This window comes from Pseudomonas sp. NPDC089396 (assembly GCF_044749545.1).
Taxonomy (GTDB): domain Bacteria; phylum Pseudomonadota; class Gammaproteobacteria; order Pseudomonadales; family Pseudomonadaceae; genus Aquipseudomonas.
Genome location: NZ_JBIVIC010000014.1, coordinates 26317 through 51721 on the forward strand (window position 1 = coordinate 26317; position 25405 = coordinate 51721).

Sequence of the window (25405 nt, forward strand, 5' to 3'; positions counted from 1 at the left end):
GCTACCGACTGGCAGCAGAAAAGGTGCGTTGGAAGTGTGCTACGAGTTCCGCGACCAATGTGCTGTCGCGCGCGCGGTAGGCGAGGGCTACCGTACTCGAGCAGCCCTCATCCAGTATTTCGATTGCATGCAGTGACGATGCATGAACACTTGAAATCGGTAGCAGCGCGATGCCAAAACCCGCCTGCACAAGCATGGGTTGTGTGCTTTTCAACGAGTAGACCTGGGCGGGCTTCGGCGAAAACCCTGCGCGAGCGCAGAGTTCGAATGAGAGGTAACTGAGCCCGCCACGTTTAGGATGGGTGATAGAAACAAAACGCTCATCTCTTAGCTCGGCAAGCGTGATACGGGTTCTGCTGGACAGCGGGTGAGTGGCCCCCACGGCCACCACGACCTGCTCCGTGAAAAGCGCAAGCAGCGTGATGTCGCTGGGCTGATGTAGCACTGGCAATCTAAGTAGACCGACATCGATACGGTTGTTTACCAGATGGGTCAATTGGGTTTCCGAAGATTCATTCGATACCTCGACACACACTTCTGCGTGTTCATCCAGGTAAAGCTCCAGCGCTCCCTTCAGTTTGCCAATCAGCGGCACTGTGCTGGCATGGCCAAGTCGCAGGGTTCCGCTTTGGCCGTGGCCTATCGATGTAGCGAGGCCGCTCGCGCTATCGACATCAATCAGGATGGCCTTGGCTCTGGGTAAGAACGCCAACCCGGCAGGGGTGAGGTGTGGTTGGCGGGCGGTGCGTTCGAACAACGGTGTCTGCAGCTGACTTTCCAGCTCTTTTATCTGTCGGCTCAGTGCTGACTGGGCGATGAACAACTTCTCTGCTGCTGTACTGAAGCTCCCGCTTTCAGCAATCTCCACGAAATACCGCAACTGCTTCATCGAAACCATGTGAGCCATGCCGAAATAAGATGGGTCGAGTGTTTTTTCGATATTAGTAGAGAGCCATTCGTTTAGGTAGGGTGTGAAAAAACGACAGGGAAGTCCCGACAATGCCAGATGCATTCCTTCACGCCCCGTTTGCCGACTTGAGCCTGGTGGTGATGTTTCTAACCATCAGCACGGCTTACGTGATCTTTGGTATCGCAGGCTTCGGCACCGCACTGGTGGCAGGCCCGGTGTTGGTCTGCTACATGCCGTTATCCCACGCTATTGCGTTACTGGTGCTGCTGGATTGTGTGGCGGCGCTGGGGAAACTGGTGCGTTATCACCGCCATGTCGTGCGCAGCGAACTGGTCAGGCTATTGCCGTTCATGATCGTTGGCAGCGTGGCTGGCATAACCGTGCTGCTGAACACCCATTCGCAAGCGCTGTTGCTGATGATGGGCTGCTTCGTAACTTCGTATGCCCTGTACATGTTGGCAAGGCCAGTACGGCAGGCTGATTTGTCTGCTCGGTGGGCTGCGCCATTGGGTATCGGCGGCGGTCTGTTCGGTGCGCTTTTTGGTAGTGGCGGGTTTCTCTATGCGATTTATCTGAACGGTCGAATAGAGGCCAAGGTAAAGGCAAGTTCCACGCAGAGCACCCTGATCGGCATAAGTACGTTGCTACGCTTGGGCATGCTCACCCTGGCAGGCGTATACGCAGACTTCACGCTACTCGCAACAGCGATCTATCTATTGCCGGCTATGGTCATCGGTCTCTGGATCGGCGGGCACATCAATCTGAAAATGTCCCGAGACGCGTTCACCAGGCTGATTAATCTAATCGTCCTGGTGAGCGGCATTACGCTTATTTGTCGGGCTTACGTGGGCGGTATTTAACTTAGAAAGGGCTAATGTCAGCCAACTTGCTTGAGCAGGAAGGTGAGCGTATCGCCTTCCCGGGTGTTGAGCAGGTACAGGGTTTGCCCGCTACGGTGGGGCGTGTCTTGGATGGCGCCTGCCCGGTAGCCTTCGTGGTCGCGCAAATGGCAGATCAGGCCTTGGTCTGTCTCCTCCAGCGGTTCGATTTTCCAGCAGTCGGTGATGTCGGCCATTTCGTAGAAGCCCAGGTAGTGGTTCAGGCTCTTGCCGAGCTTCTTGGGCTTTGAGTGGCCAGGGATACTGATGTGGTAATGCAGGCGGTCCTCCGTGAGGGAGTCGAAGGTAAAGTCCATGCAAAGGGAGCTACGGTTGCCGCCTGCCATCAGCCAATCATCCTGAGGGGTGATGCCCCAGTGCCATTTGTCGCTGCTGCGGCTCAGCCGCAGCGGGACAAGACCGTCGGCACTGATCGCATGGAGCGTGCCGCGGAAAGAAGTAGCGTAGGTATTTTCAATGGTGTGGTTCATGCGAGGGCTCGGCAGTAAATGGGGTATTTACCTTAGGGCCCTGGCGCAAACCGCAGCAGGCCGAAGCGTATCCGAGGGGAATGACGGAGGATCAGCTACGTATCCGGGTAATACGGAAAATAGCCTCCTTGCCTTCGAGGACCCGCAGGTATTTGAAAAAGGGCTTGGCCACTGCCGGATCGTGATGGGTTCGAACCCTTTGGCCTTCATGGTCTCGCCAGCGGCAGATCAAGGTGTCGTCAGTCCAGTGCAGCGGCTCGAACTTGAAGTAGTCGGTCACCTTGGCGTAGCGGTACAGCCCAAGATAGCCGTTGCGGCTGATGCCCATCGTCTTGTCATGGTCCTGGCCGCTGCCTGTGATCATGAAGTGCAGGCGATTCGTACCCTTGGAGTGATACAGGAAACGAAACGCGCAGGCCGGCTTTTGCAGGCCGCTGACCACCCAATCACTCTGGCCACCGATCGTGGCCCCCTGCGCATCTTTGAGCAGGCTGAGATAGACGGGCTCAAAGGCCTCTTCTGGCAGGTTTTCAAACGTTGTAGCCGTATCATCGATGACGTGCAGGTTGCCGAGGAAAACCTCGGCATCTTCTGCCCAGGCGTTGCCGGTCTCGAATGTGCTCATGGGAAACTCCGTGCTGGCTGGTGATGGGCCAGCCACATTCACAGAGGTGCCTTGAGCCCGGCAGCCGGCAGGCCTACCCGGTGCGTCGCCCAGGGTTTCAAGCGCTTTCTTGCGCTTCCAGCAGCATGAACAGGCGATACAGCACCACGGTGCTGAACAGCTGGAGGAAGCCGCTCAGGCTGTCCATGGCCAGTTGCATACCTGGCGCAGGCTCCGGGAACGCCATCAGCAACAAGCCGTCGATCAGCCAGATCGGCGCCAGTACGCCGAGCACGCAGACCATGATGCGCATGAAGTGCCCGGTGGTCATCCGTGCGCTTTCGCGCATCGACTGCACCACCGGCAGGCCACGCAGCACCAGCAGGTACTCGGCGAACACCAGGTTGATCATGATCCACACGCCCGGGAAGATGAACAGCGCCAGGCCCGCCATGATCAGCAGCGAGCTGATCAGGATCAGCAGGGCCAGTTGTGGCCACAGCTGCACGGCACGGGCGAACAGGTCGCGCCTGGGGATGTCCTGGCCGTTGCTGCGGGTGTCGAGGTAGAGGATCAGCGCTGCGCTGTACAGCGGATAGAACAGCAGGCTGACCAGCATGCCGTAGGCCGGCGAAGCCTGATCACCCAACTGCCGGTACAGTAGTTGCGTCAGCAGGGCCTCGAGCACCACCAGTGGCAGGCACAGCGGGATGATGCTCGGCAGGTGGAGGCGGAAGAAGTACAGGGAGTCGCGCAGAACGCTCAGCGGATTCATCGGTCAACATCGCATGGCAGTAAAAGCAGGGGCCTAACTTTAGCCCAGAGCTGTCATGTGCTGAAAAAAGTTTCACCCAATGGGTAATTGAATCTCACGCTCGTGCGCCCCATCTTTGACGCTGTCCGATGTCCCGCTTGCCCACGAGGAAGCCCATGAACACTGAAGAACAAACCCTGATCGACGGCCTGTTCGGCCGCATCAAGCAAGCCGAAGACCCGAACCAGCCGCGCGATGCGCAGGCTCAGGCGCGGATCGAGGATCACCTGCGCCAGCAACCGGCGGCGTCTTACTACATGACCCAGGCGATCCTGGTTCAGGAAGCGGCGCTCAAGCGCCTGGATGAGCAGAACAAGCAGCTGGAAAACGAGCTCAAGCAGGCCCGTGCCGAGCTGGAGGCTTCCCGTGGCAACACTGCCAGCACCGCCAACAGCGGGGGTGGTTTCCTTTCCAGCGTCTTCGGCTCGGGCGCACGCAACCCAGCGCCCGCGCCACAACCCCAGCGCGCCGCTGCACCGGTAGCTTCAGCGGGCGGGTGGCGTGAACCGCGTGCTCCGGGCTTCTCCCAGCCCCAGGCCGCGCAGCCCGGTTTCGGTGCCGCGCCGGCCCGTGGTGGTGCCAGCAGCTTCCTCGGTGGCGCGATGCAGACGGCCGCCGGTGTTGCCGGTGGTGTGTTGCTGGCGCAAGGCATCAGCAGCCTGTTCAATCAGCATTCGCAGCCGGAAGAAGTGGCCGAGGTGATCAAGGAAGAGCCGGCACCGGCCAGTGACACCGGCGGCTGGAACGACGCGGGTGCGCAGCAGCAGGTGGCCGACAATGGTGGCTGGGGCAACGACCAGGGTGGGTTCACCGAGACCGACTATGGCAGCGATGATGGCGGGTTCTTCTCGGACGACGACACCTTCGTCTGATCGCTCTGGCATACTGCCGGCATTTGGGGGCGCCTTGCGCCCCTTTCGGTCGAGGGTATGTAGTGAAGAAAATCGCGCTGTTCGCCGATGTGCAGAACCTCTACTACACCGTGCGCCAGGTCCATGGCTGCCATTTCAACTACAGCGCGCTGTGGGCCGAGGTCAGCCGCGAGGGCGAGATCGTCGAGGCCGTTGCCTATGCCATCGATCGCGGCGACAGCAAGCAGCAGCAGTTTCAGCAGATTCTGCGCAACCTGGGGTTCGAGGTGCGGCTCAAGCCCTTCATTCAGCGCAGCGATGGATCGGCCAAGGGTGATTGGGATGTGGGTATCACGCTGGACGTGATCGATGCCGCCAGCCGTGTCGACCAGGTGGTGCTGGCATCCGGGGACGGTGATTTCGACCTGTTGCTCGAGCGGGTGATTCAGCGTCACGGGACCGAAGCAGTGGTGTATGGGGTGCCTGGTTTGACTGCGATGTCATTGATCCGGGCAGCCAGCCGCTATGTGCCGATCGAGGGGCGGTTGTTGTTGCGGCATTGAGCAACTGCTCTGTACATCATCTAAAAGTTTGTCCCATCCCTGTGGGAGCCGGCTTGCCGGCGATAGGGCCCGAACTGGCGTTTGCCTGCCCTGGCCTCATCGCCGGCAAGCCGGCTCCCACAAGGGCACGGCTTGCCTTCTTCATCCCTTCTTGCCATTCCCGTGCAAATGATCCAACGGCACCCGCCGTTCCACCGCACTGGACAGAATGATCGACGTCTTGCTGAACCCCAACTGCGAGACCCTGTTGATCAGCGCTTCCAGCTCCCCCATCGACCCCACCGCCGCCTGCATGATCACGCACGGGTCGCCTGTCACCCGGTGGCACTCGGTCAGCTCGGGTATGCGCGCCAGCGCATCGTAAGCCTGCTGGTTGCCATGACTGGCCAGGCGCAGTTCGATCACGCACTGGATCGGCAGGCCGATCTTCTCCAGGTCGACCTTCGCCGCGTAGCCGGTAATGACGCCGCTGGCCTCCAGCTTCGCCACCCGCTCGGCCACTGCCGGCGCCGACAGATTCACCTGGCGCGCGAGCTGCGCGAACGTGGCGCGGCCGTTGTCCAGCAGGGCGCCAAGCAGCATGCGGTCGTACTTGTCCATGGGGTGTTTCCTGTCAGCCTTGGATTCGATGGAAAAGCACCTGAACAACCATGCATTGCAAAGTGTTCTGGCGATTTAAAGCCGTTTTGTAACTTAAGTTTGCACGAAGCCCTTTCTAAACTAAGTCACCCGTAAACGGATTTCGAGTCTTTTCCCATGTCAGCCTCCCGTCGTTTCCCGTTGTTGCTCATTGGCGCCTTCCTGGCCTTGTATCTGGTCTGGGGCTCTACCTACCTCTTTATCCGCATTGGCGTCGAATCCTGGCCGCCGATGTTGATGGCGGGGGTGCGCTTCGTGATCGCGGGCGGCCTGCTGTACGGGTTCTTGCGCTGGCGCGGCGTGCCTGCGCCTACCTGGCCGCAATGGCGGGCGGCAGGGGCCATTGGCTTTCTGCTGCTCAGCTGCGGCAACGGTGGCGTGACCGTCGCCGAGCATGCCGGCGTGGCATCGGGCGTGGCCGCACTGGCGGTGGCCACGGTGCCGCTGTTCACACTGTTGTTCGGGCTGTTGTTCGGCCAGCGCAACTCGCGCCTGGAGTGGGCGGGCATCTTCATGGGGCTGGTCGGTATCGGCTTGCTCAACCTCGGCTCCAACCTGCAGGCCAGCCCCATCGGTGCTGCGCTGATCGTGTTCGCTGCAGCTTCCTGGGCCTTCGGTTCGGTATGGAGCAAGACCCTGCCGCTGCCCCAGGGCCCGATGGCCAGCGCCGCCGAGATGCTGGTCGGCGGTGCGGTGTTGCTGCTGGGCAGCGCCCTGTCGGGTGAACGCATGACCCAGATGCCGACCGCGGCGGGCTGGGGCGCGTTGGCCTATCTGGTGTTGTTCGGCTCGATCCTGGCCTTCAGTGCCTACATGTACCTGCTCAAGAACGTGCGCCCGGCCGCGGCGACCAGCTATGCCTACGTCAACCCGGCGGTGGCGGTGATGCTGGGTATCGTCTTCGCTGGCGAGCAGATCGGTGCCGAGGAATGCCTGGCCATGGCGGTCATCATCGGCGCCGTGGTGCTGATCGGGCTGCCGCAGTGGCGCAGGCCGGCGCAAGCGACGCCACCGCTGAAGGGCGAAATCTGCAAGTAGGCGGGGGCGTTGCGGTAAACTTGCCGCCTTCGCTGAACCCCCTGACGGTATTGCCATGAATTTCGCCAAACTCGGCCTGATCGAACCCTTGCTGCGCACCTTGCAGCAACTGGACTACACCACCCCGACCCCGGTCCAGGCCCAGGCCATTCCCGCCGTGCTGGCCGGCCGCGACCTGATGGCCGCGGCCCAGACCGGCACCGGCAAGACCGCCGGCTTCGCCCTGCCGGTGCTGCAGCGCCTGGCCCTGGAAGGGGAAAAGGTCGCCAGCAACTCGATTCGCGCGCTGGTGCTGGTGCCCACCCGCGAGCTGGCCGAGCAGGTGCATAACAACGTGCGCGAGTACGCCGAGAACCTGCCGCTGAGCACCTATGCGGTCTACGGCGGGGTCAGCATCAACCCGCAGATGATGCGCCTGCGCCGTGGCGTCGACTTGCTGGTGGCGACGCCGGGCCGGTTGCTCGACCTGTTCCGCCAGAACGCGGTCAAGTTCAACCAGGTGCAGACCCTGGTGCTCGATGAAGCCGACCGCATGCTTGACCTGGGTTTCGCCGAAGAACTGCAGTCGGTGTACGCAGCGCTGCCGCGCAAGCGCCAGACCTTGCTGTTCTCCGCCACCTTCTCCGAGCAGATTCGCATGCTGGCAGGGCTGGCGCTGAATGACCCGTTGAGCATCGAAGTGAGCCCGCGCAACGCCGCCGCCACCACGGTCAAGCAATGGCTGGTGCCGGTGGACAAGAAGCGCAAGGCCGACCTGTTCTGCTACCTGCTGCGCAAGCAGCGCTGGAAGCAGGTGCTGGTGTTTGCCAAGACCCGCAATGGCGTCGACCAGTTGGTGGAGCGCCTGCTGGCGGAAGGCGTGAACGCCGATGGCATTCACGGTGACCGGCCGCAAGCCACGCGCCAGCGCGCGCTGGACAGTTTCAAGGCCCGCGAGATCCAGGTGCTGGTGGCCACCGACGTGGCCGCCCGTGGCCTGGACATCGATGACCTGCCGCTGGTGGTCAACCTCGACCTGCCGATCGTGGCCGAGGATTACGTGCACCGCATTGGCCGCACTGGCCGTGCCGGCAACAAAGGCGAGGCGATCTCGCTGGTGTGCGCGGATGAAGTGCAATTGTTAGCGTCGATCGAGACCTTGATCCGCCAGACCCTGCCGCGCCACGAAGAGCCGGACTTCATCCCGGATCACCGGGTACCGATGACCGACGCCAGCGGGCAGGTGATCAAGAAGCCGAAGAAGCCCAAGAAGCCGAAGGAGAACAGCGCCAAGCGTGGTCTGGGGCGCTGGATGGACAGTGGCGACGAAGCGCCGGTCAAGTCGGTGCGCAAGGTGCCGAGCTTCAATACAGGGCCGAAAAAGCGCAAGCCTTGATAGCTGGGCTGCCTTCATCGCCGGCAAGCCGGCTCCCACAGGGGTCAGTGGAGTACCTGTGGGAGCAGCTGTCTTGCTCAATTTCTAAAAGTTGACGCAGTTCCTGTGGGAGCCGGCTTGCCGGCGATTGGGCTGCAAAGCAGCCCCGGCATTCTGTCAGTCAGATCGCTCAAGCCAATCCGCCGCCGCCCGCCCAGCGCGCAACCCACTGGCAAAACACGCCGTCAGCAGATACCCCCCAGTCGGCGCTTCCCAGTCCAGCATCTCGCCGGCACAGAACACCCCCGGCATGCCCTTGACCATCAGCCCCTCATCCAGCCCCTCGAATCTCACCCCGCCCGCACTGCTGATCGCTTCGTCCAGCGGCCGCGTACGCACCAGCGTGATCGGCAATGCCTTGATGGCCCGCGCCAGCGCAGCAGGATCAGCAAAGGTCACCTGATCAGTCAGCTCACGCAGCAACGCCGCCTTCACGCCATCGATGCCCAACTGGCTGTGCAAGTGCTTGGCCATGGAGCGCGATCCCCGTGGCTTGGCCAGCGCGCTGGCAATTTTATCCACAGCCTTGTCTGGCAGCAGATCGAGCAGCAAGGTGGCATGACCATCACCGTTGATTGCCTCGCGCACCAGCGCCGACCAGGCATACACCAGACTGCCTTCGACACCTTGCGCTGTGAGGATGAACTCGCCCTTGCGCGGCGACTGGCCCGGCACACTGAGGGCAATGTTCTTCAGCGGCGCGCCGGCGAACTTGTCCTTGAGCAGGGCACTCCAGCCCTCGACTTCAAACCCGCAGTTGCTCGGTTGCAGCGCCGAGATATCCACAGCCCGATCTTTCAGCAACGGCTGCCAGGCACCGTCTGAGCCCAGCCTCGCCCAACTCCCACCACCCAGCGCCAGCACCACAACGCTGGCGTTTATCTGCAATTCACCCTGTGGATAAGCGATCCGCAGGCTGCCCTCGGCGTTCCAGCCCAGCCAGCGGTGCCGGGTGTGGATAACTACGCCGCTGTCGCGCAGGCGCTTGAGCCAGGCGCGCAGCAGCGGGGCGGCTTTCATGTCAGTGGGAAACACGCGGCCCGAGGTGCCGACGAAGGTTTCGATGCCCAGGCCGTGAATCCACTGGCGCAGGGCCGTAGCATCGAAGTCCCGCAGCAGGGCGTCTATCTCGCCTTGGCGCTCGGCATAGCGCGCCACGAACTGTGGATAAGGTTCGGAATGGGTGATGTTCATACCGCCCACACCGGCCAGCAGGAACTTGCGGCCTACCGACGGCATGGCGTCGAACACCTCCACGGCCAGGCCGCGCTGGGCCAGTGCCTCTGCAGCCATCAAGCCGGCGGGGCCGGCGCCGATGACAACGGCGCGGGGAGGGGAGGCAGGGGATAAATCGGACATGATCGGCGGCAGGCTGTGGAAAAAGACCCGGCATTCTACCGCAGCGCGACCCGGATAAGCACTGCACAAAAAATGATCAGTTCTCTGCAGGCTAGGCGGAACAAGGGATACAGCGCCTTTCCCGCAGGTTATCCACAAGCGGTTCCACAGTCATTGTGAACAACCGATGACCTTTGCAGCCGTGTGATGGAGTATGCCGTGGCGCCTGGCCAAGGCTTCTCGGTCTTTGCTGTAGCCGCCGCCGATCACGCCGACCACCGGGATATCGCGGCCCAGGCAATGGCGCATGACCAATTCGTCGCGCGCGGCCAGGCCGGCATCGGTCAGTTGCAGGTAGCCGAGGGCATCGTCCTTGTGCACATCCACCCCGGCGTCGTACAACACCAGATCAGGTTGATACAGCGGCAGCAGGTAATTGAGCGCGTCGTCCACCACCTTCAGGTAGGCCGTATCGCCCATGCCGCGAGGCAGGGGGATGTCCCAGTCGCTGTGGGCCTTGCGCGCCGGGAAGTTCTGCTCGCAGTGCAGCGACACGGTGATGGCGTCCGGGGTGTCCTGGAGAATGCGCGCGGTGCCGTCACCCTGGTGCACGTCGCAATCGAAGATCAACACCCGATGCACGCGCCCGGCTTCGAGCAGGTAGCGGCTGATCACTGCCAGGTCGTTGAAGATGCAGAAGCCGGCAGGGTGGTCATAGTGGGCATGGTGGGTGCCGCCCGCGAGGTGGCACGCGAGGCCATGCTTGAGCGCCATCTCGGCTGTCAGCAGCGAGCCACCCACCGCGCGCACGGTGCGCCGGGCCAGGGCCTCGCTCCAGGGCAGGCCGAGGCGGCGCTGGTCTTCGCGGCTCAGGTCGCCGTTCATGTAGCGCTCGATGTAGCCGCGATCATGGGCCAGGGCGAGGATGTCGTTGGGGCAGATGTCCGGGCGCAGCAACGCCTGGTCGCTGGTTAAGCCGCTGTCGATAAGGTGGTCGCGCAGCAGGCGGAACTTGTCCATGGGGAAGCGGTGCTCGGCGGGGAATTCCGGGCTGTAGTCGTCGTGGTAGATCAGCGGCAACATGGTGGGTTCGCAATCGGGGCCAGTGCTGATCTTGCCATGGTTGGGGCCGCTTTGCGGCCCAATCGCCGGCAAGCCGGCTCCCACAGGTACACCGCAGGTCTTGAGGGCGGTGCTATCCCTGTGGGAGCCGGCTTGCCGGCGATTGGGGCGAAGTCATTTACCCGCGCTAGCCAGCACCCGCTGCCAGTCCGGCTCATTCAGGCGGCCAAGAATCCGCGCCTTGCCATTGCCATCCACCGAAACGAACAGCGCACTGGCATAGCCACTCTCACGCCCGCCACCCACAACACGCTGCTCGCGCTGAAAGTGATCGATACAACCGTTGTGCGTCACCAGCACCAAGTTGTGCCCAGGCCGTTTGTGCGCCAGGGCTTGCTGGGCGAACTGCTTGTCACAGTTTTCCAGCCAGTCTTCACTGGGCACCGCCCGGCCCAGGATGAAATGCGCGGTCTGTCGGGTGCGCAATTTCGGGCTGCTGAACAGGTCGGCATTGGCCAGCCCCAGCTCATTCAAGCCCTGGCCCACTTGGGTGGCGGCTGCGCTACCGGCCACGGTGATGCCAGTGGGATCGTCGAGGCACGGGCCGGGTGCGCTGTCGCAGCGCTCGGCATGGCGGATCATCACCATCACTGCGCCCTCGGCCCAATCCTGTAGCAGGCCGCTGTCGCTCAATTGCCGTTCATTGCCAAGGTCCACGATGGTTGTCCTCGTCGCCAGCCAGGTGCTCAACCCCGCTACTACCAAGCACAGGCCGAGGGCGGCACCGAGGGCTTTGCGTGACAAACGCCGCTTGCGACGGGCGTGGATGGCGGTGTGTCCCAGGGTGTTGCTCGACTGCATGCTGCACTCCGATGGCATGGCCGCTTCCTGCGCGGCGGTGGATGGCGGCATTCTGCGAAGCGACCTGTCGGGGGCCGGTGAAGGGCATGTGAAAATTGCATTTCGCCTACGCTGTAGACTGCAGGACACGCACCGGAGCACACCCCATGACCCGCATCCTGGAACTTGAAAGCGCGCGGCTGGTACTGCGCCAATGGCACGACGAAGACCTGCGCGAATTCGCCGCGCTGTGTGCTGACCCGCAGGTGATGCGCTACTTCCCGGCACCGCTGACGCGGCTGGAAGCGGCGGCGCTGATTGGCCGGGTGCGTGGCCATTTCAATGAATACGGCTTCGGTCTGTGGGCGCTGGAACGCAAAGACAGCGGCGCCTTTATCGGCATGACGGGGCTGCTCAACGTCAATTTCGAGGCCCCCTTCGCACCGGCGGTGGAGATCGGCTGGCGCCTGGCCCGACGTCACTGGGGCCTGGGTTTTGCCAGCGAGGCGGCATGGACGTGCCTGCGTTGTGCTTTCGCCCAATTGCGCCTGGCGGAGGTGGTGTCGTTCACTACCGAGGGCAACTTGCCGTCACAGAAAGTCATGCAGGCCATCGGCATGGTCCACGACCCGCAGGGCAACTTCGAACACCCCCGCCTGCCCAGCGGCCACCCGCTGCGCCCCCATGTGCTGTACCGCATCGACCGCGCCCGCTGGGAACAGACACAGCGCGCTGAATAGGCAGGCATGCGCGGCGGCGATGACAAACCCTGTATCATTTGCCTTCATGAGAGCGCCGTAGAGCTGTGATGCCTTGCTAGGAGAAACCCCGATGAGTCATGTGTTGGACGACCTGGTCGATCTGTTGAGCCTCGAGTCGATCGAGGAGAACCTGTTTCGTGGGCGCAGCCAGGACCTGGGCTTCCGCCAGCTGTACGGTGGCCAGGTATTGGGCCAGTCACTGTCGGCGGCCAGCCAGACGGTCGAGGACGCGCGCCATGTGCACTCCCTGCACGGCTATTTCCTGCGTCCCGGCGATGCCAGCCTGCCGGTGGTCTACTCGGTCGACCGCGTGCGCGATGGCGGCAGTTTCAGTACCCGGCGGGTAACGGCCATTCAGAAAGGCCACACCATCTTCACCTGCAGCGCCTCGTTCCAGTATGACGAGGAAGGTTTCTCCCACCAGGCGCAGATGCCGCAGGTGGTGGGGCCGGAAAACCTGCCGACCGAAGTGGAGCTGGCCACCGCCATGGCCGACCAGCTGCCCGAGCGTATCCGCGACAAGGTGCTGTGCGCCAAGCCGATCGAGATTCGCCCGGTCACCGAGCGCGACCCGTTCAACCCCAAGCCCGGCGACCCGGTGAAGTACGCCTGGTTCCGCGCCGACGGCAACCTGCCGGACGTACCGGCGCTGCACAAGTACCTGTTGGCCTACGCTTCCGACTTCGGCCTGTTGACCACCTCGCTGCTGCCCCATGGCAAGTCGGTGTGGCAGCGTGACATGCAGATCGCCAGCCTCGACCATTCGCTGTGGTTCCATGGCAACCTGCGCGCCGATGAATGGCTGCTGTACGCCATGGACAGCCCTTGGGCCGGCAACGCCCGTGGCTTCTGCCGTGGCAGCATCTACAACCGCGCCGGGCAACTGGTGGCCTCGTCCAGCCAGGAAGGCTTGATCCGCCATCGCAAGGACTGGGCATGAAACTGAGCGAAGTGCGCAACTGGGTGTTCGACATGGACGGCACCCTGACCGTGGCGGTGCACGATTTTGCGGCCATCCGCGAGGCACTGGAGATTCCCGCCGAGCACGACATCCTCACCCACCTGGCGGCGCTGCCGGCGGCGGAAGCGGCCGCCAAGCATGCCTGGTTGCTGGAGCACGAGCGTGACCTGGCGATCGCCTCCACGGCGGCCAGTGGGGCGGTGGAGCTGGTGCGGGCGCTGGCCGAGCGGGGTTGCCGGCTGGGGATCCTCACCCGTAATGCGCGTGAGCTGGCGCATGTCACCCTCGAGGCCATTGGCCTGGCGGACTGCTTTGCGGTCGAGCATGTGCTGGGGCGTGACGAGGCAGAGCCCAAGCCGAGCCCGGATGGTCTGCTGAAGATCGCCAGCGCCTGGGGCGTGGCGCCTAGCGAGCTGGTGATGGTGGGCGACTACCGCTTCGATCTGGATTGCGGGCGGGCTGCCGGGGCGCGCACGGTGCTGGTGAATCTGCCGGATAACCCATGGCCGGAGCTGGTGGATTGGCATGCGGTGGATTGCCGGGCATTGCGGATGATGCTGGGCTGAGTTTTTGTGGGGGTTTTGCGGGCCCTATCGCCGGCAAGCCGGCTCCCACAGTGACCTTCACGGCCTTTGAGAATACCTGTGGGAGCCGGCTTGCCGGCGATAAGGCCACCACTGTCTATGCTGAACTCCAGTCTTTCCCCAGAACTGGAGACCCAGCCATGACCAGCAAGGCCATCTATGTGAAACCCGGCGGCGGCTACGACAAGGTCGAAGTCGGCACCAGCAAGGCTGCGGCACCCAAGCCCGGCGAAATCACCGTACAACTGCACGCCAGCTCCCTCAACTACCACGACTTCGCCGTGGTCAGCGGCATGTGGGGCCCGAGCGAGCGGCGCATTCCCATGGCCGATGGCGCAGGCGAAGTCATCGCGGTAGGCGAGGGCGTCACTGAGTTCAAGGTCGGCGACAACGTCGTCAGCACCTTCTTCCCCGATTGGATCGACGGCCAGGCCCTGCTCGAAGGCTTCGCCAGCGTGCCGGGCGACGGTATCGACGGCTATGCCCGCGAGCAGGTCACCGCACGCGCCACCTCTTTTACCCTCGCACCCAAGGGCTACAGCCACGCCGAGGCGGCCACCCTGACCACCGCCGGCCTCACCGCCTGGCGCGCGCTGATGAGCGATGATCACCTCAAGCCCGGCGATACCGTGCTGGTGCAGGGCACCGGCGGTGTGTCGATCTTCGCCCTGCAGTTCGCCAAGCTTGCCGGTGCCACGGTGATCGCCACCTCGTCCAGCGATGCCAAGCTCGAACGCCTGAAGGCCCTGGGCGCCGACCACCTGATCAACTACAAGGGCACGCCGGCCTGGGGCGAGAAAGTGCGCGAGCTCACCGACAACCGCGGCGTCGACCATGTGATCGAAGTCGGCGGGCCGGCGACCCTGGAGCAGTCGATGATCGCGGCACGGATCGGCGGGCATGTGTCACTGATCGGCATCCTCACCGGCGTCGCCGGGCAGCTGCCGCTGGTCCAGGCACTGGTGCGGCAGATCCGCCTGCAGGGCGTGCTGGTGGGCAGTCGCGCGCAGCAGCAGGCGATGGTCCGGGCCATCGATGCCAACGGTATGCGTCCGGTGGTGGACAAGCATTTCGAGCTGGAGCAGATCGTCGAAGCCTTCCGCTACCAGGAGAGCAACCGCCATTTCGGCAAGATCTGCCTCACCTGGTAATAACCCCGCCCCCTGTGGGAGCCGGCTTGCCGGCGATTGGGGCTGCAAAGCAGCCCCTAGTCCGGCAACAACCGATCCCGGCTATTGGACAAATGCAGGCAAATCGCCGCCCGCGCCGCATCCGGGTCCTGCCGTCGTATTGCATTGAGGATCGCCTCATGCTCCAGGTTGGCCAGGTAAGCATGCCGCGCCAAGTTAGCCCCGGCGCGCTCGGCCAGTGCCATGCGGTTGCGCGGTATCAAGCCATTGCCCAACTGCGCCATCATCTCGCTGAAGTACAGGTTCCCCGTGGCCTCGGCGATCAACAGGTGAAAGCGCCGGTCCGCCTCGATACAGCTGTCGCCAGCGGCCGCCAGGTCCTGGTAGTCGTCCAGCGCCTGGCGCATGCGGGCCAGCTGCTGGTCGTTGCGGCGCACGGCGGCGAGGGCAGCAGCCTGCCCCTCCAGGCCGATCCGCAGTTCCAGCAGGTCGCGCACGCTCGCGGCATTCTCCGCCCCCACCCGCAAGCCGGCCTGCGCCGGGCGCGGCATCACGAACGACCCAATACCGTGGCGCGGCTCCACCAAGCCTGAAGCCTGCAGCTTCGACAAGGCTTCGCGCACCACCGTGCGGCTCACGCCATGCTCGCGTACCAACGTGTTTTCCGAAGGCAGTTTGTCGCCCGGCTTGAAGGTGCCCAGCAGTATCTGCTGGGTCAGGCTGGACACCAGATCGTGGGCACGGCTGTGGCTACGTGGGCGAGGGGGCTGAGACATGGGACAGGCTCCGGGCGGCAAGCTAGCTTGTACGACAAGTTAGCCGACAAAATTATTTTTCGCCCGTTTTTTCGCTGCGCGGTGCAAACATGATTGTCTCGATGGCGGCGAGATCGATGATTTTGTGCTGTTTATCAGCTTGTATTTTGCAATTTAGCCGACGCTAATGATCTTGTCGTACAACTTCGCCGGGCCTATGCTCCGCTCCATTGTCTTTGCCAGACAACCTCGACCCGCACAAAAACAATTAGTGGGAGACCCGCAAGTGAACGACACCCTCGATCCGTCTGCCCGGAATGAAGGCGACGTGCTGGCCAGTGCTGTATCCAAGGTCAAGCGCCACGTGCTGCCGTTGTTCGTCATCATGTTCATCGTCAACTACCTCGACCGCGTCAACATCGGCTTCGTCCGCCCGCACCTGGAAAGCGACCTGGGCATCAGCGCCGCGGCCTTCGGCTTTGGCGCCGGGCTGTTCTTCATTGGCTATGCCCTGTTCGAAGTGCCGTCGAACATGTTGCTGCAGCGCGTCGGCGCGCGTCTGTGGCTGACCCGCATCATGTTCACCTGGGGGCTGGTGGCCACGGCCATGGCCTTCGTCCAGACCGAAACCCAGTTCTACGTCCTGCGCTTCCTGCTAGGGGTGGCCGAGGCCGGCTTCTTCCCCGGTGTGATCTACTACTTCACGCGCTGGCTGCCCGCCGCCGAACGCGGCAAGGCAATCGCTATCTTCCTTAGTGGTTCGGCGCTGGCCTCGCTGATTTCCGGCCCGCTGGCCGGGGCGCTGATGCAGATCCAGGGCCTGGGCCTGCACGGCTGGCAGTGGATGCTGTTCATCGAAGGCATGGCCTCGGTCACCCTGTGCTTCTTCGTGTTCTTCTGGCTCGACTCGAAACCGCACGATGCCAAGTGGTTGAGCAAGGCCGAGCAGGACGCGCTGGTCGATACCATCGATCGCGAGCAGCGTGAGCGCGAGGCGATCGGTGCGGTCAGGCCGTCGTCCTGGAGCCTGCTCAAGGACCGCCAGATCGTGCTGTTCTGCCTGATCTACTTCTGCATCCAACTGACCATCTACGCCGCCACCTTCTGGCTGCCGAGCATCATCAAGCGCATGGGTGACCTCAGCGACCTGCAGGTCGGCTTCTTCAACTCGATCCCGTGGCTGATCTCGATCCTGGCCATGTACGCCTTCGCCGCCGGCTCCACTCGCTGGAAATTCCAGCAGGCCTGGGTAGCGGGCGCGCTGGTGATCGCCGCCATCGGCATGTTCATGTCCACCACCGGTGGGCCGGTGTTCGCCTTCGTTGCCGTGTGCTTCGCCGCCATCGGCTTCAAGTCGGCCTCGTCGCTGTTCTGGCCGATCCCCCAGGGCTACCTGGATGCACGCATCGCCGCCGCCGTGATCGCGCTGATCAACTCGGTCGGCAACCTGGGCGGGTTCGTCGCGCCGACCACCTTCGGCCTGCTGGAGCAGCACACCGGTTCCATCCAGGGTGGCCTTTATGGCCTGGCCGTGACCTCGGTGCTGGCCGCCATTGCCGTGTTCTTCATCCGTACTCGCCCAAAGGGCGCCGCCTCTCCTGAAGCCAAGGCGCCTTCGGCGCTGGGCCAGACCCACTGATTGACTGCGAGACAACAACCATGACCCAGCAGACGACTCCCGCTTCTCACACCCCCGTGGTCACCGACCTGCGCGTGATCCCGGTGGCCGGCCACGACAGCATGCTGCTCAACCTCAGTGGCGCCCATGGCCCGTTCTTCACCCGTAACGTCGTGGTGCTGCGTGACAGCGCCGGCAATACAGGCCTGGGTGAAGTGCCGGGTGGCGAGAGCATTCGCCAGACCCTGGAAGACACCCGCAGCCTGGTGGTAGGCCAGCCGATCGGCCATTACCAGCGCGTGCTCAACGCCATGCGCCAGACCTTCGCCAACCGCGACTCGGCTGGCCGTGGCCTGCAGACCTTCGACCTGCGCATCACCGTGCATGCGGTAACGGCCATCGAATCGGCACTGCTCGATTTGCTTGGCCAGCACCTCAACGTACCGATGGCGGCGCTGCTCGGTGAAGGCCAGCAACGTGAACGCGTGAAGATGCTCGGCTACCTGTTCTACATCGGCGACCGTCAGCAGACCGACCTGGCCTACCGCAACGAGGCCGACGCCGATGACGACTGGTTCCGCTTGCGTCACGAAAAGGCGCTGACGCCTGAGGCGGTGGTACGCCTGGCCGAGGCGGCCAAGCAGCGCTATGGCTTCAGCGACTTCAAACTCAAGGGCGGCGTACTGCGCGGTGAAGAGGAAATGGAAGCAGTGACGGCGTTGGCCGAGCGCTTCCCGGAAGCGCGCATCACCCTTGACCCTAACGGTGCCTGGTCATTGAAAGAGGCCATCGCCCTGTGCCGCGACAAGCACCAGGTACTGGCCTACGCCGAAGACCCCTGCGGCGCCGAGAACGGCTACTCGGGCCGAGAAGTGATGGCCGAGTTCCGCCGCGCCACCGGGCTGCCGACCGCCACCAACATGATCGCCACCGACTGGCGGCAGATGGGCCATGCGATTCAGTCGCAGGCGGTGGACATCCCCTTGGCCGACCCGCATTTCTGGACCTTGCAAGGCTCGGTACGGGTGGCGCAGATGTGCAACGACTGGGGCCTGACCTGGGGCTCGCACTCGAACAACCACTTCGATATTTCGCTGGCGATGTTCACCCAGGTGGCCGCTGCGGCGCCGGGAGAGATCACGGCTATCGACACCCACTGGATCTGGCAGGACGGCCAGCGCCTGACCCGCGACCCGCTGCGCATCGTCGAAGGGCATGTGCGTGTGCCCGCGCGGCCGGGGCTGGGGGTGGAGCTGGATGAAGACCAGTTGGCCAAGGCCCATGAGTGTTATCGCAACATGGGGCTGGGGGCGAGGGATGACAGCGTGGCGATGCAGTTTCTGATTCCGGGGTGGCGCTTCGATAACAAGCGGCCTTGCCTGGTGCGGTAGTTACCTGTTGCTGGCCCGGCGCTTCGAGCGTACCGGGCAGGCGTAGGCAGACGCCTGAGCAACAGAGGCCCCGGGAGACCGGGGCTTTTTTTTTGCCTGTACTGGCCCTATCGCCGGCAAGCCGGCTCCCACAGGATCACCACAGATTTCAAAAACTGTGGCGTGCCTGTGTTCCCACAGGATCACCACAGACTCCAATAACACTGGAGTCCCTGTGGGAGCCGGCTTGCCGGCGATAGGGCCGGTACAGGCACAACACATCCGGATGAAAAACAAAACCTTCAAATGGCCATCAGACGTATTTGGACATGCCATTCACGACATCTGGCGCAATTGGAAATCCCCTGTCGTGATCAAACAGTTCCAAGGCGTTCTCGTGTAATTTCCCACAGCCTTGCAAGGCTTAAATGAACCCCGAATTGCACCGGCACGTTGCTCTGTGACGCGTGCCAAAGATCAATAACAGAGCACCGGAAACGTGCCGTTTTCTTGATTTCAAAAGGAGATATTTTTCGCCTACGCCTGCCCGTCCTTTCCTTGTGTCAGCAAAAAGAGAACAACATCAATGAACACCGTGGGATCTGATGGCAACCTTGCACAAGGTTTCAAGCCACGTCATGTAACGATGCTGTCCATCGCGGGCATCATCGGCGCCGGACTCTTCGTCGGCTCCGGGCACGCCATTGCGGCGGCCGGGCCAGCCACCATTGTTTCTTACTTCGTAGCCGGCACCCTGGTGGTGCTGGTCATGCGCATGCTCGGCGAAATGGCCGTGGCACACCCCGACACCGGTTCGTTCTCCACCTACGCCGACCAGGCCATCGGCCGCTGGGCCGGCTACACCATCGGCTGGTTGTACTGGTGGTTCTGGGTGCTGGTGATCCCGATCGAAGCCTTGGCCGCCGGGCATGTGCTCAACGCCTGGTTCCCCCAGGTGGACAGCTGGATCTTCGCCCTGGCGTCGGTGCTGCTGCTGGCCGGCACCAACCTGTTCAGCGTGGCCAAGTACGGCGAGTTCGAATTCTGGTTCGCCATCCTCAAGGTCACCGCGATCCTCGGTTTCATCGGCCTGGGTTTCGCCGCGCTGATGGGCTGGCTGCCCAACCGTGAAGTCAGTGGCTTGAGCGGGCTGATGGCCGAGTACGGCGGCTTTGCGCCCAAAGGCTGGTCGGCCGTGATCGGCGCGTTCATCACCGTGATGTTCAGCTTCATCGGCACCGAGGCCGTGACCATCGCCGCCTCCGAATCCAGCGACCCGTCACGCAACATCGCCAAGGCCACCCGCTCGGTGATCTGGCGCATCAGCACGTTCTACATCCTGTCGATCTTCGTGATCATCTCGGTGGTGCCGTGGAACGACCCGCAGCTGGCGGTGGTGGGCTCGTACCAGCGCGCGCTGGAAATCATGAACATCCCCAACGCCGGCTTCATGGTCGACCTGGTGGTGCTGGTGGCGGTGACCAGCTGCATGAACTCGTCGATCTACATCGCCTCGCGGATGATGTACTCGCTGGCCAAGCGCGGCGACGCCCCGGCCTTCCTCAACAAGACCTCCAAGGTCGGCGTCCCGCGCGCCGCCGTGTTCGGCAGCACCCTGATCGGCGCGGCCATCGCCATCCTCAACTACTTCGCGCCCAAGGGCGTGTTCGAGTTCCTGCTGGCCAGCTCCGGCGCCATCGCACTGCTGGTGTACATGGTCATCGCCATCTCCCAGCTGCGCATGCGCCGCCGCCTGGAGCGCGAGAACGCCGAGCTGAAGTTCCGCATGTGGCTGTTCCCGTGGCTGACCTGGGCGGTGATCCTGTTCATTGGCGGGGCGTTGGCGGTGATGATGTATACGCCTGAGCATCGGGCGGAAGTGAGTTCGACGTTGGGCTTGGCGATCGTGATTTCCTTCCTGGGGATTGTCACGTCGCGGGGGCATGCGCAGCCGGTGGGGGCGCGGACGATGGGGTGATTGGGTTCACCGGGTGGTAAGGGTGAAGGGCACCAGTGGAGGGTGCCCTTTGCTTTTTGCAACACTTGTTCGGTGATGTGGCCCGCGGAAGGGCAGTTAGCCGGGGTTAGACTGCCTGTCGAATTCATACAGGGAGTCGATGCATGAGCGCGAACAATCAAGACCTACAAGCGCCAACGTCTTCTCATGCGGTAACGGAGGACCGCTTCGAGGAAGTACTGACGCTGATCCAGAATGCCAGGCAGCGTGCGGTGCAGGCGGTGAATACCCAGCTGATTGACCTGTACTGGCAGGTAGGGGGCTACATCAGTCGGAAGCTGGAGCGGGCTGAGTGGGGGGATTCGGTGGTGAGTCAGCTGGCGCAGCACCTGGCTCGGACTCAGCCGGGATTGCGGGGTTTCACCCGGGCGAATCTGTTCCGGATGCGCCAATTCTACGAGGCATATCGGCACGATGAAAAAGTCTCGGCACTGCTGAGACAATTGCCGTGGACTCACAATGTGATCATTCTCAGCCAGTGCAAGCTCTCTCAAGAGCGTGAGTTTTATCTCCACCTGGCCATACAAGAGAAATGGTCCAGCCGAGAATTGGAGCGGCAACTCAAATCTGCGCTTTTCGAGCGCAGCATTGCCAATCCTGCAAAAGTCTCAGCGCCGCTGAGACAAAATTATCCAGCGGCAATGGACGTTTTTCGTGATGCCTACATGGTTGAGTTTCTGGGGCTTCCTGGAGACCACGCCGAAGCGGACCTGCATCGTGGTCTGATGCAACGCCTCAAAGAATTCCTGATCGAGCTTGGCAGGGATTTCTGCTTCGTGGGCTCGGAATACCCCTTGCAGGTCGGCAGCCGCGACTTCGCACTTGACCTGTTGTTTTTCCACCGAGGCCTCAACTGCCTTGTCGCCATCGAGCTCAAGGTCGGTCGTTTCGAGCCCGAGTACCTGGGTAAACTCGACTTCTATCTGGAAGCCCTGGATCGCAACGAGCGAAAGCCACACGAAAACCCGGCCATCGGGGTGCTCCTGTGCGCCAGCAAGGATGATGAAGTGGTCGAATACGCACTCAACCGCAGCTTGTCCCCAGCATTGATTGCCGAGTACCAGACACGCTTGCCGGACAAGGCACTGCTGCAAGCCAAACTGCATGAGTTCTATACGCTGGGCACAGCAGAGGATGCTGATCGGTAACGGTGTCGTTCAGATTCCTTGGCTCATCATTTCGATATACCTGGTCACCGCCGGCGCCTTCTCAAAGCGCCGGTAGATCAGGCTCAACCACGAACTGGCCTGGCAATCGGCAATACGCCGGTAGTTCACCTGTGGCAGGCTGATGCGCTGCACCACCGACTCCGGCACCACGGCGATGCCCTGGCCTAAAGAAACTAAGGTAATCACCGCAACAAGGCTGCCAGGTTGCGGGCCTAGGCGTGGCACGAACCCACCCTGCGCCGCCGCCTCCAGCGTGCCGGAGATCTGCTCGGGAAGGATGAAGTTTTCGCCGGCCAGACGTGAAGCCGGGATCTGCTGCAGCTCGTTGATCCGTGAGCTGGCGGGCAGGGCGAGGACGAAGTCTTCCCGGTGCAGGGCAATGGCCTCGAGTTCTTCAGGCAGCTCCATCGGCGAGCGCACATAGGCAAGGTCGAGCAGACCATCGCGAACCATGCTGGGCAGTTCGGCCATGGGCAGTTCACGGATGTTCAGGCGCACGCCGGGGTGAGCGTCACTGAAGCTGATCACCTGCCGTTGCAGCATCCCCGAATACGCCGCCGAAGCCACGTAGCCCATTTCGATACTGCCACTTTCGCCACGGCCGGCCCGTTGCGCGCCCAGCTGCGCGGCATCGAACTGGCGCACGGCCTGCTCCGCTTCGATCAGCAGCGCCTGACCGGCAGCCGTGAGGTTGACCTCGCGCTGATTGCGCTCGAACAGGCGCACGCCCAGCTCGCGCTCCATGTCCTGGATCTGCCGGCTGAGGGTCGGCGGGGCGATGCCCAACTGCTCGGCGGCACGGGTGAAGTGGCCGTGCCGGGCGACGCAGAGGAAGTAGCGGAAATGACGGATTTCCATGCGGTGTTACCTGCAAGCTAATGACGCCGGCCGTTGGGGCTAACACGCTTCGGGGCTGGCGGCGTTATGGTGAAGCAAACATTACAAGGCTGGTGTCTTGGCGGCAAAGATTGCCTGTGAGATTGCAGGGGACCGCTTCGCGGTCCATCGCCGGCAAGCCAGCTCCCACAGGAACAACAGCGTTCTGCGTGGGAGCTGGCTTGCCAGCGATGGGCTGCAAAGCAGCCCCGGCGATCACCCAGACTGCCCCCCCAAGCCAACCCGCTCTGCTTCCGGAGCCCCCGTCATGCCCTCTGCGCGCTTCACCCTCCTGACCGCCTCCCTGGTCTGCGCCCTGATCATCCTCGACACCAACATCGTCGCCGTCAGCCTGCCCAGCATCGCCCGCGACCTGTCCGGTTCCTTCGCCGATATCGAATGGGTAGTCAGCGCCTACCTCCTGGCCTTCGCCGCCTGCCTGCTCCCCGCCGGCAGCCTCGCCGACCGCTTCGGCCGCCAGCGCATGCTGCTGATCGGCCTGGCCGTGTTCGGCGCCGCCTCACTCGCCTGCGGCGCAGCCCCCAGCCTGCTGTTCCTCGATCTAGCCCGGGCCGCCAAAGGCATCGGCGCCGCCCTGCTGCTGACCGCCGCACTGGCCGCCATCGGCCACCGCTTCCACGAACCCCAGGAACGCATGCGCGCCTGGGCCTTCTGGGGCGCGTGCATGGGCGCGACCATCACCTTCGCGCCATTGCTCGGCGGCCTGATCGCCAGCACCCTCGGCTGGCGCTGGATCTTCTACATCAACCTGCCCCTGGTCGCGTTGCTCGCCCTGATGGTGCTGCGCAGCATCGAGGAATCCCGCGACAGCGCTGCCGCCCGGCTCGACCCCATGGGCAGCCTGACCTTCGCCGGCAGTCTGGGCTGCCTGATCTGGGCGATGATCGACGCCAACCAGGTCGGCTGGACCAGCGTGGACACGATTGGCCGGCTGCTGGTTAGCGCCTTCCTGTTTGGCCTGTTCATCATGATCGAGAGCAGCCAGGCGCGGCCCATGATCGACCTGAAGCTGATGCGCAGTCCCCGTTTCATCGGCGCCTTGCTGGGCATGTTCGCCTACGCTGCCTGCGCCCAGGTGATGATGACCTTGCTGCCGCTTTACCTGCAGAGCGGCTTGCAGCTGTCGGCGCTGGCGGCAGGGGCGGGGATGTTGCCGTTTGCTGTGGCGATGTTGCTGACGCCGCGGCTGGGGATGCGGTTGGCTAGTCAGTGGAGCCCTGCGCAGGTGTTCTCCTTGGGCCTGGTGTTGGTGGGCACGGGCAACCTGCTGTGCGCCTGGGCGGTCGGCCACGGTGGCTACCTGGTCTTCGCCCTCGCCAGCTTGGTGCTGGGGGCGGGCGCAGGGCTGCTCAATGGCGATACGCAGAAGAACATCATGGCCTGCGTGCCTCGCGAGCGTACTGGAATGGCGTCGGGGTTGAGTACCACGACTCGGTTTGGCGCGATTGTGATTGCGATTGGGCTGTTGGGCGGGGTGCTCGCGGCGCGTAGCGCGCAGCTGTTGCGCGAGGCCATGGCCGGGTTGGCGCCGGAGCAACTGGGCAAGGTTAGCGCCATGGCCACACGCGTGGCGGCGGGCGATCTGCCTGCGGCCCTGGCGATGCTCGATCCGAGTCTGCGGGACACGGTGGCACCGCTGGCGCGCGAAGCCTTCGCCGGCGGGTTCGAAGCCGTGTTACTGACGGCGGGCTGTGTGGCGTTGGTCTTCGCCGTGGTGGTGGGGTTGCTGTTGGGTCGACCGCTGCCGAGCCATGGCACGCTCGCCGCGCGAGCCTGAAAAAGACAATTGGCTGAGCGGGTACCTCGACTGACGTACGCAAGCAGCTGCTCCGATGGTGGGCCTTGGCCCATCAGCACGAGAACTGGGTTAAGATCAGGGCAATTTGCCATCACTGGCGTGGCTTGTGAGCCAAGCGCCTCATGGAACATGGCAACTCATCAGAAAATCCCAGGAAGGAAGCAATGCGCACACAGGTCATCATCGAGGATCACGTTCTACCGCAGTTGCTCACTTCGGCCATTGAGGCTTACGAAGTGACACACAGAACGCATGCTGGGGGACAAAGCAAAAAGAAACTCGAGACATTCGGCTTGCTGTGGGGGTACGCATTGCCGGTGCGCAACGGCGTGCCGGCGCGTCTGGTCGCCGTGGTCGCCACTGTCGAGACCTCGGCAATGAGGCACACCGACTGGGTGCGGCCTGATTTCGAGTCCATCGTGATGAAGCGGGATTTCTTCGGCGAGTACTGGCCGCAGTTGGAACTGATCGGCACGTTCCACTCGCACCCTTACGAAGATCTGAGCGAGGTCAATGACGTCAAGGGGTGGCGCGCTTCGAAGGAAGACATGGAGTTTTGGCCGGCCTTCCATGAGTTCGTTTGTCCGGACATGGATGAGCTGGCACATCTGGTGATCGCAATCACTGAGTTGGCACGTAAGGGAACTGCGCTACCGGATCGCCTGGCAGGCGGTGAATACACCTCCGGTTATGTCGTCAGCGCCGACAAGCGCAAGTTGTGGATCAAGGGTTATACAACCGCGTTGTACGAAGAGATCGACGAGGATGCGCCGTTCGATGAGGCGTTCATGGAGGGGGACATTGAGATGGAGCGCTCCTATGACGTTTATGAGGATGAAGACGTGCTGCTGGAAATACCGTCGCTGGAGGCGCGGTTCCGGCATGAGTTGCTGCGTAAGTGAG

At 62.9% G+C, this 25405-nt stretch carries 25 protein-coding genes; 15 read left to right on the top strand and 10 right to left on the bottom strand.

All coding sequences use genetic code 11. From position 1 onward, the window contains the following. Nucleotide 1: 1 nt before the first annotated feature. Complete coding sequence (locus tag ACIPZB_RS22180) at nt 2–898, bottom strand: LysR family transcriptional regulator (protein WP_400642770.1); 897 nt, start codon at nt 896–898, stop codon at nt 2–4. A 101-nt stretch (nt 899–999) separates the two neighbouring features. On the opposite strand from ACIPZB_RS22180, the gene ACIPZB_RS22185 reads away from it, so the two are divergent. Continuing rightward, on the top strand, nt 1000–1770 hold the full coding sequence (locus ACIPZB_RS22185; protein ID WP_400642657.1) for a sulfite exporter TauE/SafE family protein: 771 nt from the start codon (nt 1000–1002) through the stop codon (nt 1768–1770). 17 nt (nt 1771–1787) lie between these two features. On the opposite strand, the gene ACIPZB_RS22190 is transcribed toward ACIPZB_RS22185, so the two are convergent. From ACIPZB_RS22190 to ACIPZB_RS22200, 3 genes are all read right to left on the bottom strand, one after another. Beyond that, a complete protein-coding gene (locus ACIPZB_RS22190; RefSeq protein WP_400642658.1) occupies nt 1788–2279 on the bottom strand; it encodes a hypothetical protein in 492 nt (163 codons plus the stop codon). 91 nt (nt 2280–2370) lie between these two features. After that, nucleotides 2371–2904 (bottom strand): hypothetical protein, encoded by a 534-nt coding sequence (locus tag ACIPZB_RS22195; RefSeq protein ID WP_400642660.1) that lies wholly within the window; start codon nt 2902–2904, stop codon nt 2371–2373. Between the two features lie 97 nt (nt 2905–3001). After that, nucleotides 3002–3658 (bottom strand): YciC family protein, encoded by a 657-nt coding sequence (locus tag ACIPZB_RS22200; protein ID WP_400642662.1) that lies wholly within the window; start codon nt 3656–3658, stop codon nt 3002–3004. 155 nt (nt 3659–3813) lie between these two features. Here ACIPZB_RS22200 and ACIPZB_RS22205 point away from each other — a divergent pair, with 155 nt between their 5' ends. Together ACIPZB_RS22205 and ACIPZB_RS22210 are read left to right on the top strand one after the other, a co-directional pair. Next, on the top strand, nt 3814–4569 hold the full coding sequence (locus ACIPZB_RS22205) for a DUF2076 domain-containing protein (protein WP_400642664.1): 756 nt from the start codon (nt 3814–3816) through the stop codon (nt 4567–4569). A 62-nt stretch (nt 4570–4631) separates the two neighbouring features. Further along, nucleotides 4632–5111, top strand: coding sequence for an NYN domain-containing protein (locus ACIPZB_RS22210; RefSeq protein ID WP_008092833.1), 480 nt, complete (start codon nt 4632–4634; stop codon nt 5109–5111). A gap of 141 nt (nt 5112–5252) precedes the next feature. On the opposite strand, the gene ACIPZB_RS22215 is transcribed toward ACIPZB_RS22210, so the two are convergent. Beyond that, on the bottom strand, nt 5253–5711 hold the full coding sequence (locus tag ACIPZB_RS22215; RefSeq protein ID WP_400642666.1) for an Lrp/AsnC family transcriptional regulator: 459 nt from the start codon (nt 5709–5711) through the stop codon (nt 5253–5255). Between the two features lie 156 nt (nt 5712–5867). On the opposite strand from ACIPZB_RS22215, the gene yedA reads away from it, so the two are divergent. Beyond that, on the top strand, nt 5868–6788 hold the full coding sequence (gene yedA, locus ACIPZB_RS22220; protein WP_008092829.1) for a drug/metabolite exporter YedA: 921 nt from the start codon (nt 5868–5870) through the stop codon (nt 6786–6788). Nucleotides 6789–6843: 55 nt separating this feature from the next. After that, nucleotides 6844–8163, top strand: coding sequence for a DEAD/DEAH box helicase (locus ACIPZB_RS22225; protein WP_236238302.1), 1320 nt, complete (start codon nt 6844–6846; stop codon nt 8161–8163). A gap of 156 nt (nt 8164–8319) precedes the next feature. Here the strand turns inward: ACIPZB_RS22225 and ACIPZB_RS22230 are convergent, their stop codons facing one another. The 3 genes from ACIPZB_RS22230 to ACIPZB_RS22240 all read right to left on the bottom strand — a co-directional run bounded on the left by ACIPZB_RS22230 (nt 8320) and on the right by ACIPZB_RS22240 (nt 11463). Further along, nucleotides 8320–9561 (bottom strand): TIGR03862 family flavoprotein, encoded by a 1242-nt coding sequence (locus tag ACIPZB_RS22230; protein ID WP_400642668.1) that lies wholly within the window; start codon nt 9559–9561, stop codon nt 8320–8322. A 150-nt stretch (nt 9562–9711) separates the two neighbouring features. Further along, nucleotides 9712–10623 carry a histone deacetylase gene (locus ACIPZB_RS22235; protein ID WP_400642670.1) on the bottom strand — a complete coding sequence of 304 codons (912 nt, stop codon included), beginning with the start codon at nt 10621–10623 and terminating at the stop codon, nt 9712–9714. A gap of 153 nt (nt 10624–10776) precedes the next feature. Then, complete coding sequence (locus tag ACIPZB_RS22240; RefSeq protein WP_400642771.1) at nt 10777–11463, bottom strand: histidine phosphatase family protein; 687 nt, start codon at nt 11461–11463, stop codon at nt 10777–10779. Nucleotides 11464–11609: 146 nt separating this feature from the next. Between ACIPZB_RS22240 and ACIPZB_RS22245 the strand changes: the two genes are divergently transcribed. From ACIPZB_RS22245 to ACIPZB_RS22260, 4 genes are all read left to right on the top strand, one after another. Then, on the top strand, nt 11610–12182 hold the full coding sequence (locus tag ACIPZB_RS22245) for a GNAT family N-acetyltransferase (protein WP_400642672.1): 573 nt from the start codon (nt 11610–11612) through the stop codon (nt 12180–12182). A 91-nt stretch (nt 12183–12273) separates the two neighbouring features. Next, on the top strand, nt 12274–13143 hold the full coding sequence (gene tesB / locus ACIPZB_RS22250; protein ID WP_008092822.1) for an acyl-CoA thioesterase II: 870 nt from the start codon (nt 12274–12276) through the stop codon (nt 13141–13143). Further along, complete coding sequence (locus ACIPZB_RS22255; protein ID WP_400642674.1) at nt 13140–13730, top strand: HAD family hydrolase; 591 nt, start codon at nt 13140–13142, stop codon at nt 13728–13730. Before tesB ends, ACIPZB_RS22255 begins: the two co-directional genes overlap by 4 nt. Nucleotides 13731–13888: 158 nt before the next feature. Next, nucleotides 13889–14899: an NAD(P)-dependent alcohol dehydrogenase gene (locus ACIPZB_RS22260; protein WP_400642675.1), complete on the top strand. Its 1011-nt coding sequence runs from the start codon at nt 13889–13891 to the stop codon at nt 14897–14899. Between the two features lie 56 nt (nt 14900–14955). Here the strand turns inward: ACIPZB_RS22260 and ACIPZB_RS22265 are convergent, their stop codons facing one another. Continuing rightward, a complete protein-coding gene (locus ACIPZB_RS22265; RefSeq protein WP_400642677.1) occupies nt 14956–15654 on the bottom strand; it encodes a FadR/GntR family transcriptional regulator in 699 nt (232 codons plus the stop codon). Nucleotides 15655–15919: 265 nt separating this feature from the next. Here ACIPZB_RS22265 and ACIPZB_RS22270 point away from each other — a divergent pair, with 265 nt between their 5' ends. The 4 genes from ACIPZB_RS22270 to ACIPZB_RS22285 all read left to right on the top strand — a co-directional run bounded on the left by ACIPZB_RS22270 (nt 15920) and on the right by ACIPZB_RS22285 (nt 21786). Continuing rightward, nucleotides 15920–17272 carry an MFS transporter gene (locus tag ACIPZB_RS22270; RefSeq protein ID WP_400642678.1) on the top strand — a complete coding sequence of 451 codons (1353 nt, stop codon included), beginning with the start codon at nt 15920–15922 and terminating at the stop codon, nt 17270–17272. Between the two features lie 20 nt (nt 17273–17292). Continuing rightward, the gene (gene gudD, locus ACIPZB_RS22275; RefSeq protein ID WP_400642680.1) at nt 17293–18642 is read left to right on the top strand and encodes a glucarate dehydratase; all 1350 of its coding nucleotides are present in this window, start codon (nt 17293–17295) and stop codon (nt 18640–18642) included. 565 nt (nt 18643–19207) lie between these two features. Next, entirely contained in the window at nt 19208–20599 is a 1392-nt protein-coding gene (locus tag ACIPZB_RS22280) for an amino acid permease (protein ID WP_400642681.1), read from the top strand. Between the two features lie 143 nt (nt 20600–20742). Then, nucleotides 20743–21786, top strand: coding sequence for a YhcG family protein (locus ACIPZB_RS22285; RefSeq protein ID WP_400642683.1), 1044 nt, complete (start codon nt 20743–20745; stop codon nt 21784–21786). 9 nt (nt 21787–21795) lie between these two features. Here the strand turns inward: ACIPZB_RS22285 and ACIPZB_RS22290 are convergent, their stop codons facing one another. Beyond that, nucleotides 21796–22665 (bottom strand): LysR family transcriptional regulator, encoded by an 870-nt coding sequence (locus tag ACIPZB_RS22290; RefSeq protein WP_400642685.1) that lies wholly within the window; start codon nt 22663–22665, stop codon nt 21796–21798. Nucleotides 22666–22951: 286 nt separating this feature from the next. On the opposite strand from ACIPZB_RS22290, the gene ACIPZB_RS22295 reads away from it, so the two are divergent. Both ACIPZB_RS22295 and ACIPZB_RS22300 read left to right on the top strand, forming a co-directional pair. Continuing rightward, entirely contained in the window at nt 22952–24481 is a 1530-nt protein-coding gene (locus tag ACIPZB_RS22295; protein ID WP_400642687.1) for an MFS transporter, read from the top strand. Between the two features lie 185 nt (nt 24482–24666). Beyond that, nucleotides 24667–25404 carry a hypothetical protein gene (locus ACIPZB_RS22300; RefSeq protein WP_400642775.1) on the top strand — a complete coding sequence of 246 codons (738 nt, stop codon included), beginning with the start codon at nt 24667–24669 and terminating at the stop codon, nt 25402–25404. The last annotated feature ends 1 nt before the right edge of the window (nt 25405 follow it).

Bases quoted from the DNA above. Each gene is read 5' to 3' on its own strand.
- ACIPZB_RS22180 (WP_400642770.1), bottom strand. From the start codon at position 898: ATGGTTTCGATGAAGCAGTTGCGGTATTTCGTGGAGATTGCTGAAAGC.
- ACIPZB_RS22185 (WP_400642657.1), top strand. From the start codon at position 1,000: ATGCCAGATGCATTCCTTCACGCCCCGTTTGCCGACTTGAGCCTGGTG.
- ACIPZB_RS22190 (WP_400642658.1), bottom strand. From the start codon at position 2,279: ATGAACCACACCATTGAAAATACCTACGCTACTTCTTTCCGCGGCACG.
- ACIPZB_RS22195 (WP_400642660.1), bottom strand. From the start codon at position 2,904: ATGAGCACATTCGAGACCGGCAACGCCTGGGCAGAAGATGCCGAGGTT.
- ACIPZB_RS22200 (WP_400642662.1), bottom strand. From the start codon at position 3,658: ATGAATCCGCTGAGCGTTCTGCGCGACTCCCTGTACTTCTTCCGCCTC.
- ACIPZB_RS22205 (WP_400642664.1), top strand. From the start codon at position 3,814: ATGAACACTGAAGAACAAACCCTGATCGACGGCCTGTTCGGCCGCATC.
- ACIPZB_RS22215 (WP_400642666.1), bottom strand. From the start codon at position 5,711: ATGGACAAGTACGACCGCATGCTGCTTGGCGCCCTGCTGGACAACGGC.
- yedA (WP_008092829.1), top strand. From the start codon at position 5,868: ATGTCAGCCTCCCGTCGTTTCCCGTTGTTGCTCATTGGCGCCTTCCTG.
- ACIPZB_RS22225 (WP_236238302.1), top strand. From the start codon at position 6,844: ATGAATTTCGCCAAACTCGGCCTGATCGAACCCTTGCTGCGCACCTTG.
- ACIPZB_RS22230 (WP_400642668.1), bottom strand. From the start codon at position 9,561: ATGTCCGATTTATCCCCTGCCTCCCCTCCCCGCGCCGTTGTCATCGGC.
- ACIPZB_RS22235 (WP_400642670.1), bottom strand. From the start codon at position 10,623: ATGTTGCCGCTGATCTACCACGACGACTACAGCCCGGAATTCCCCGCC.
- ACIPZB_RS22240 (WP_400642771.1), bottom strand. From the start codon at position 11,463: ATGCAGTCGAGCAACACCCTGGGACACACCGCCATCCACGCCCGTCGC.
- ACIPZB_RS22245 (WP_400642672.1), top strand. From the start codon at position 11,610: ATGACCCGCATCCTGGAACTTGAAAGCGCGCGGCTGGTACTGCGCCAA.
- tesB (WP_008092822.1), top strand. From the start codon at position 12,274: ATGAGTCATGTGTTGGACGACCTGGTCGATCTGTTGAGCCTCGAGTCG.
- ACIPZB_RS22255 (WP_400642674.1), top strand. From the start codon at position 13,140: ATGAAACTGAGCGAAGTGCGCAACTGGGTGTTCGACATGGACGGCACC.
- ACIPZB_RS22260 (WP_400642675.1), top strand. From the start codon at position 13,889: ATGACCAGCAAGGCCATCTATGTGAAACCCGGCGGCGGCTACGACAAG.
- ACIPZB_RS22265 (WP_400642677.1), bottom strand. From the start codon at position 15,654: ATGTCTCAGCCCCCTCGCCCACGTAGCCACAGCCGTGCCCACGATCTG.
- gudD (WP_400642680.1), top strand. From the start codon at position 17,293: ATGACCCAGCAGACGACTCCCGCTTCTCACACCCCCGTGGTCACCGAC.
- ACIPZB_RS22280 (WP_400642681.1), top strand. From the start codon at position 19,208: ATGAACACCGTGGGATCTGATGGCAACCTTGCACAAGGTTTCAAGCCA.
- ACIPZB_RS22285 (WP_400642683.1), top strand. From the start codon at position 20,743: ATGAGCGCGAACAATCAAGACCTACAAGCGCCAACGTCTTCTCATGCG.
- ACIPZB_RS22290 (WP_400642685.1), bottom strand. From the start codon at position 22,665: ATGGAAATCCGTCATTTCCGCTACTTCCTCTGCGTCGCCCGGCACGGC.
- ACIPZB_RS22295 (WP_400642687.1), top strand. From the start codon at position 22,952: ATGCCCTCTGCGCGCTTCACCCTCCTGACCGCCTCCCTGGTCTGCGCC.
- ACIPZB_RS22300 (WP_400642775.1), top strand. From the start codon at position 24,667: ATGCGCACACAGGTCATCATCGAGGATCACGTTCTACCGCAGTTGCTC.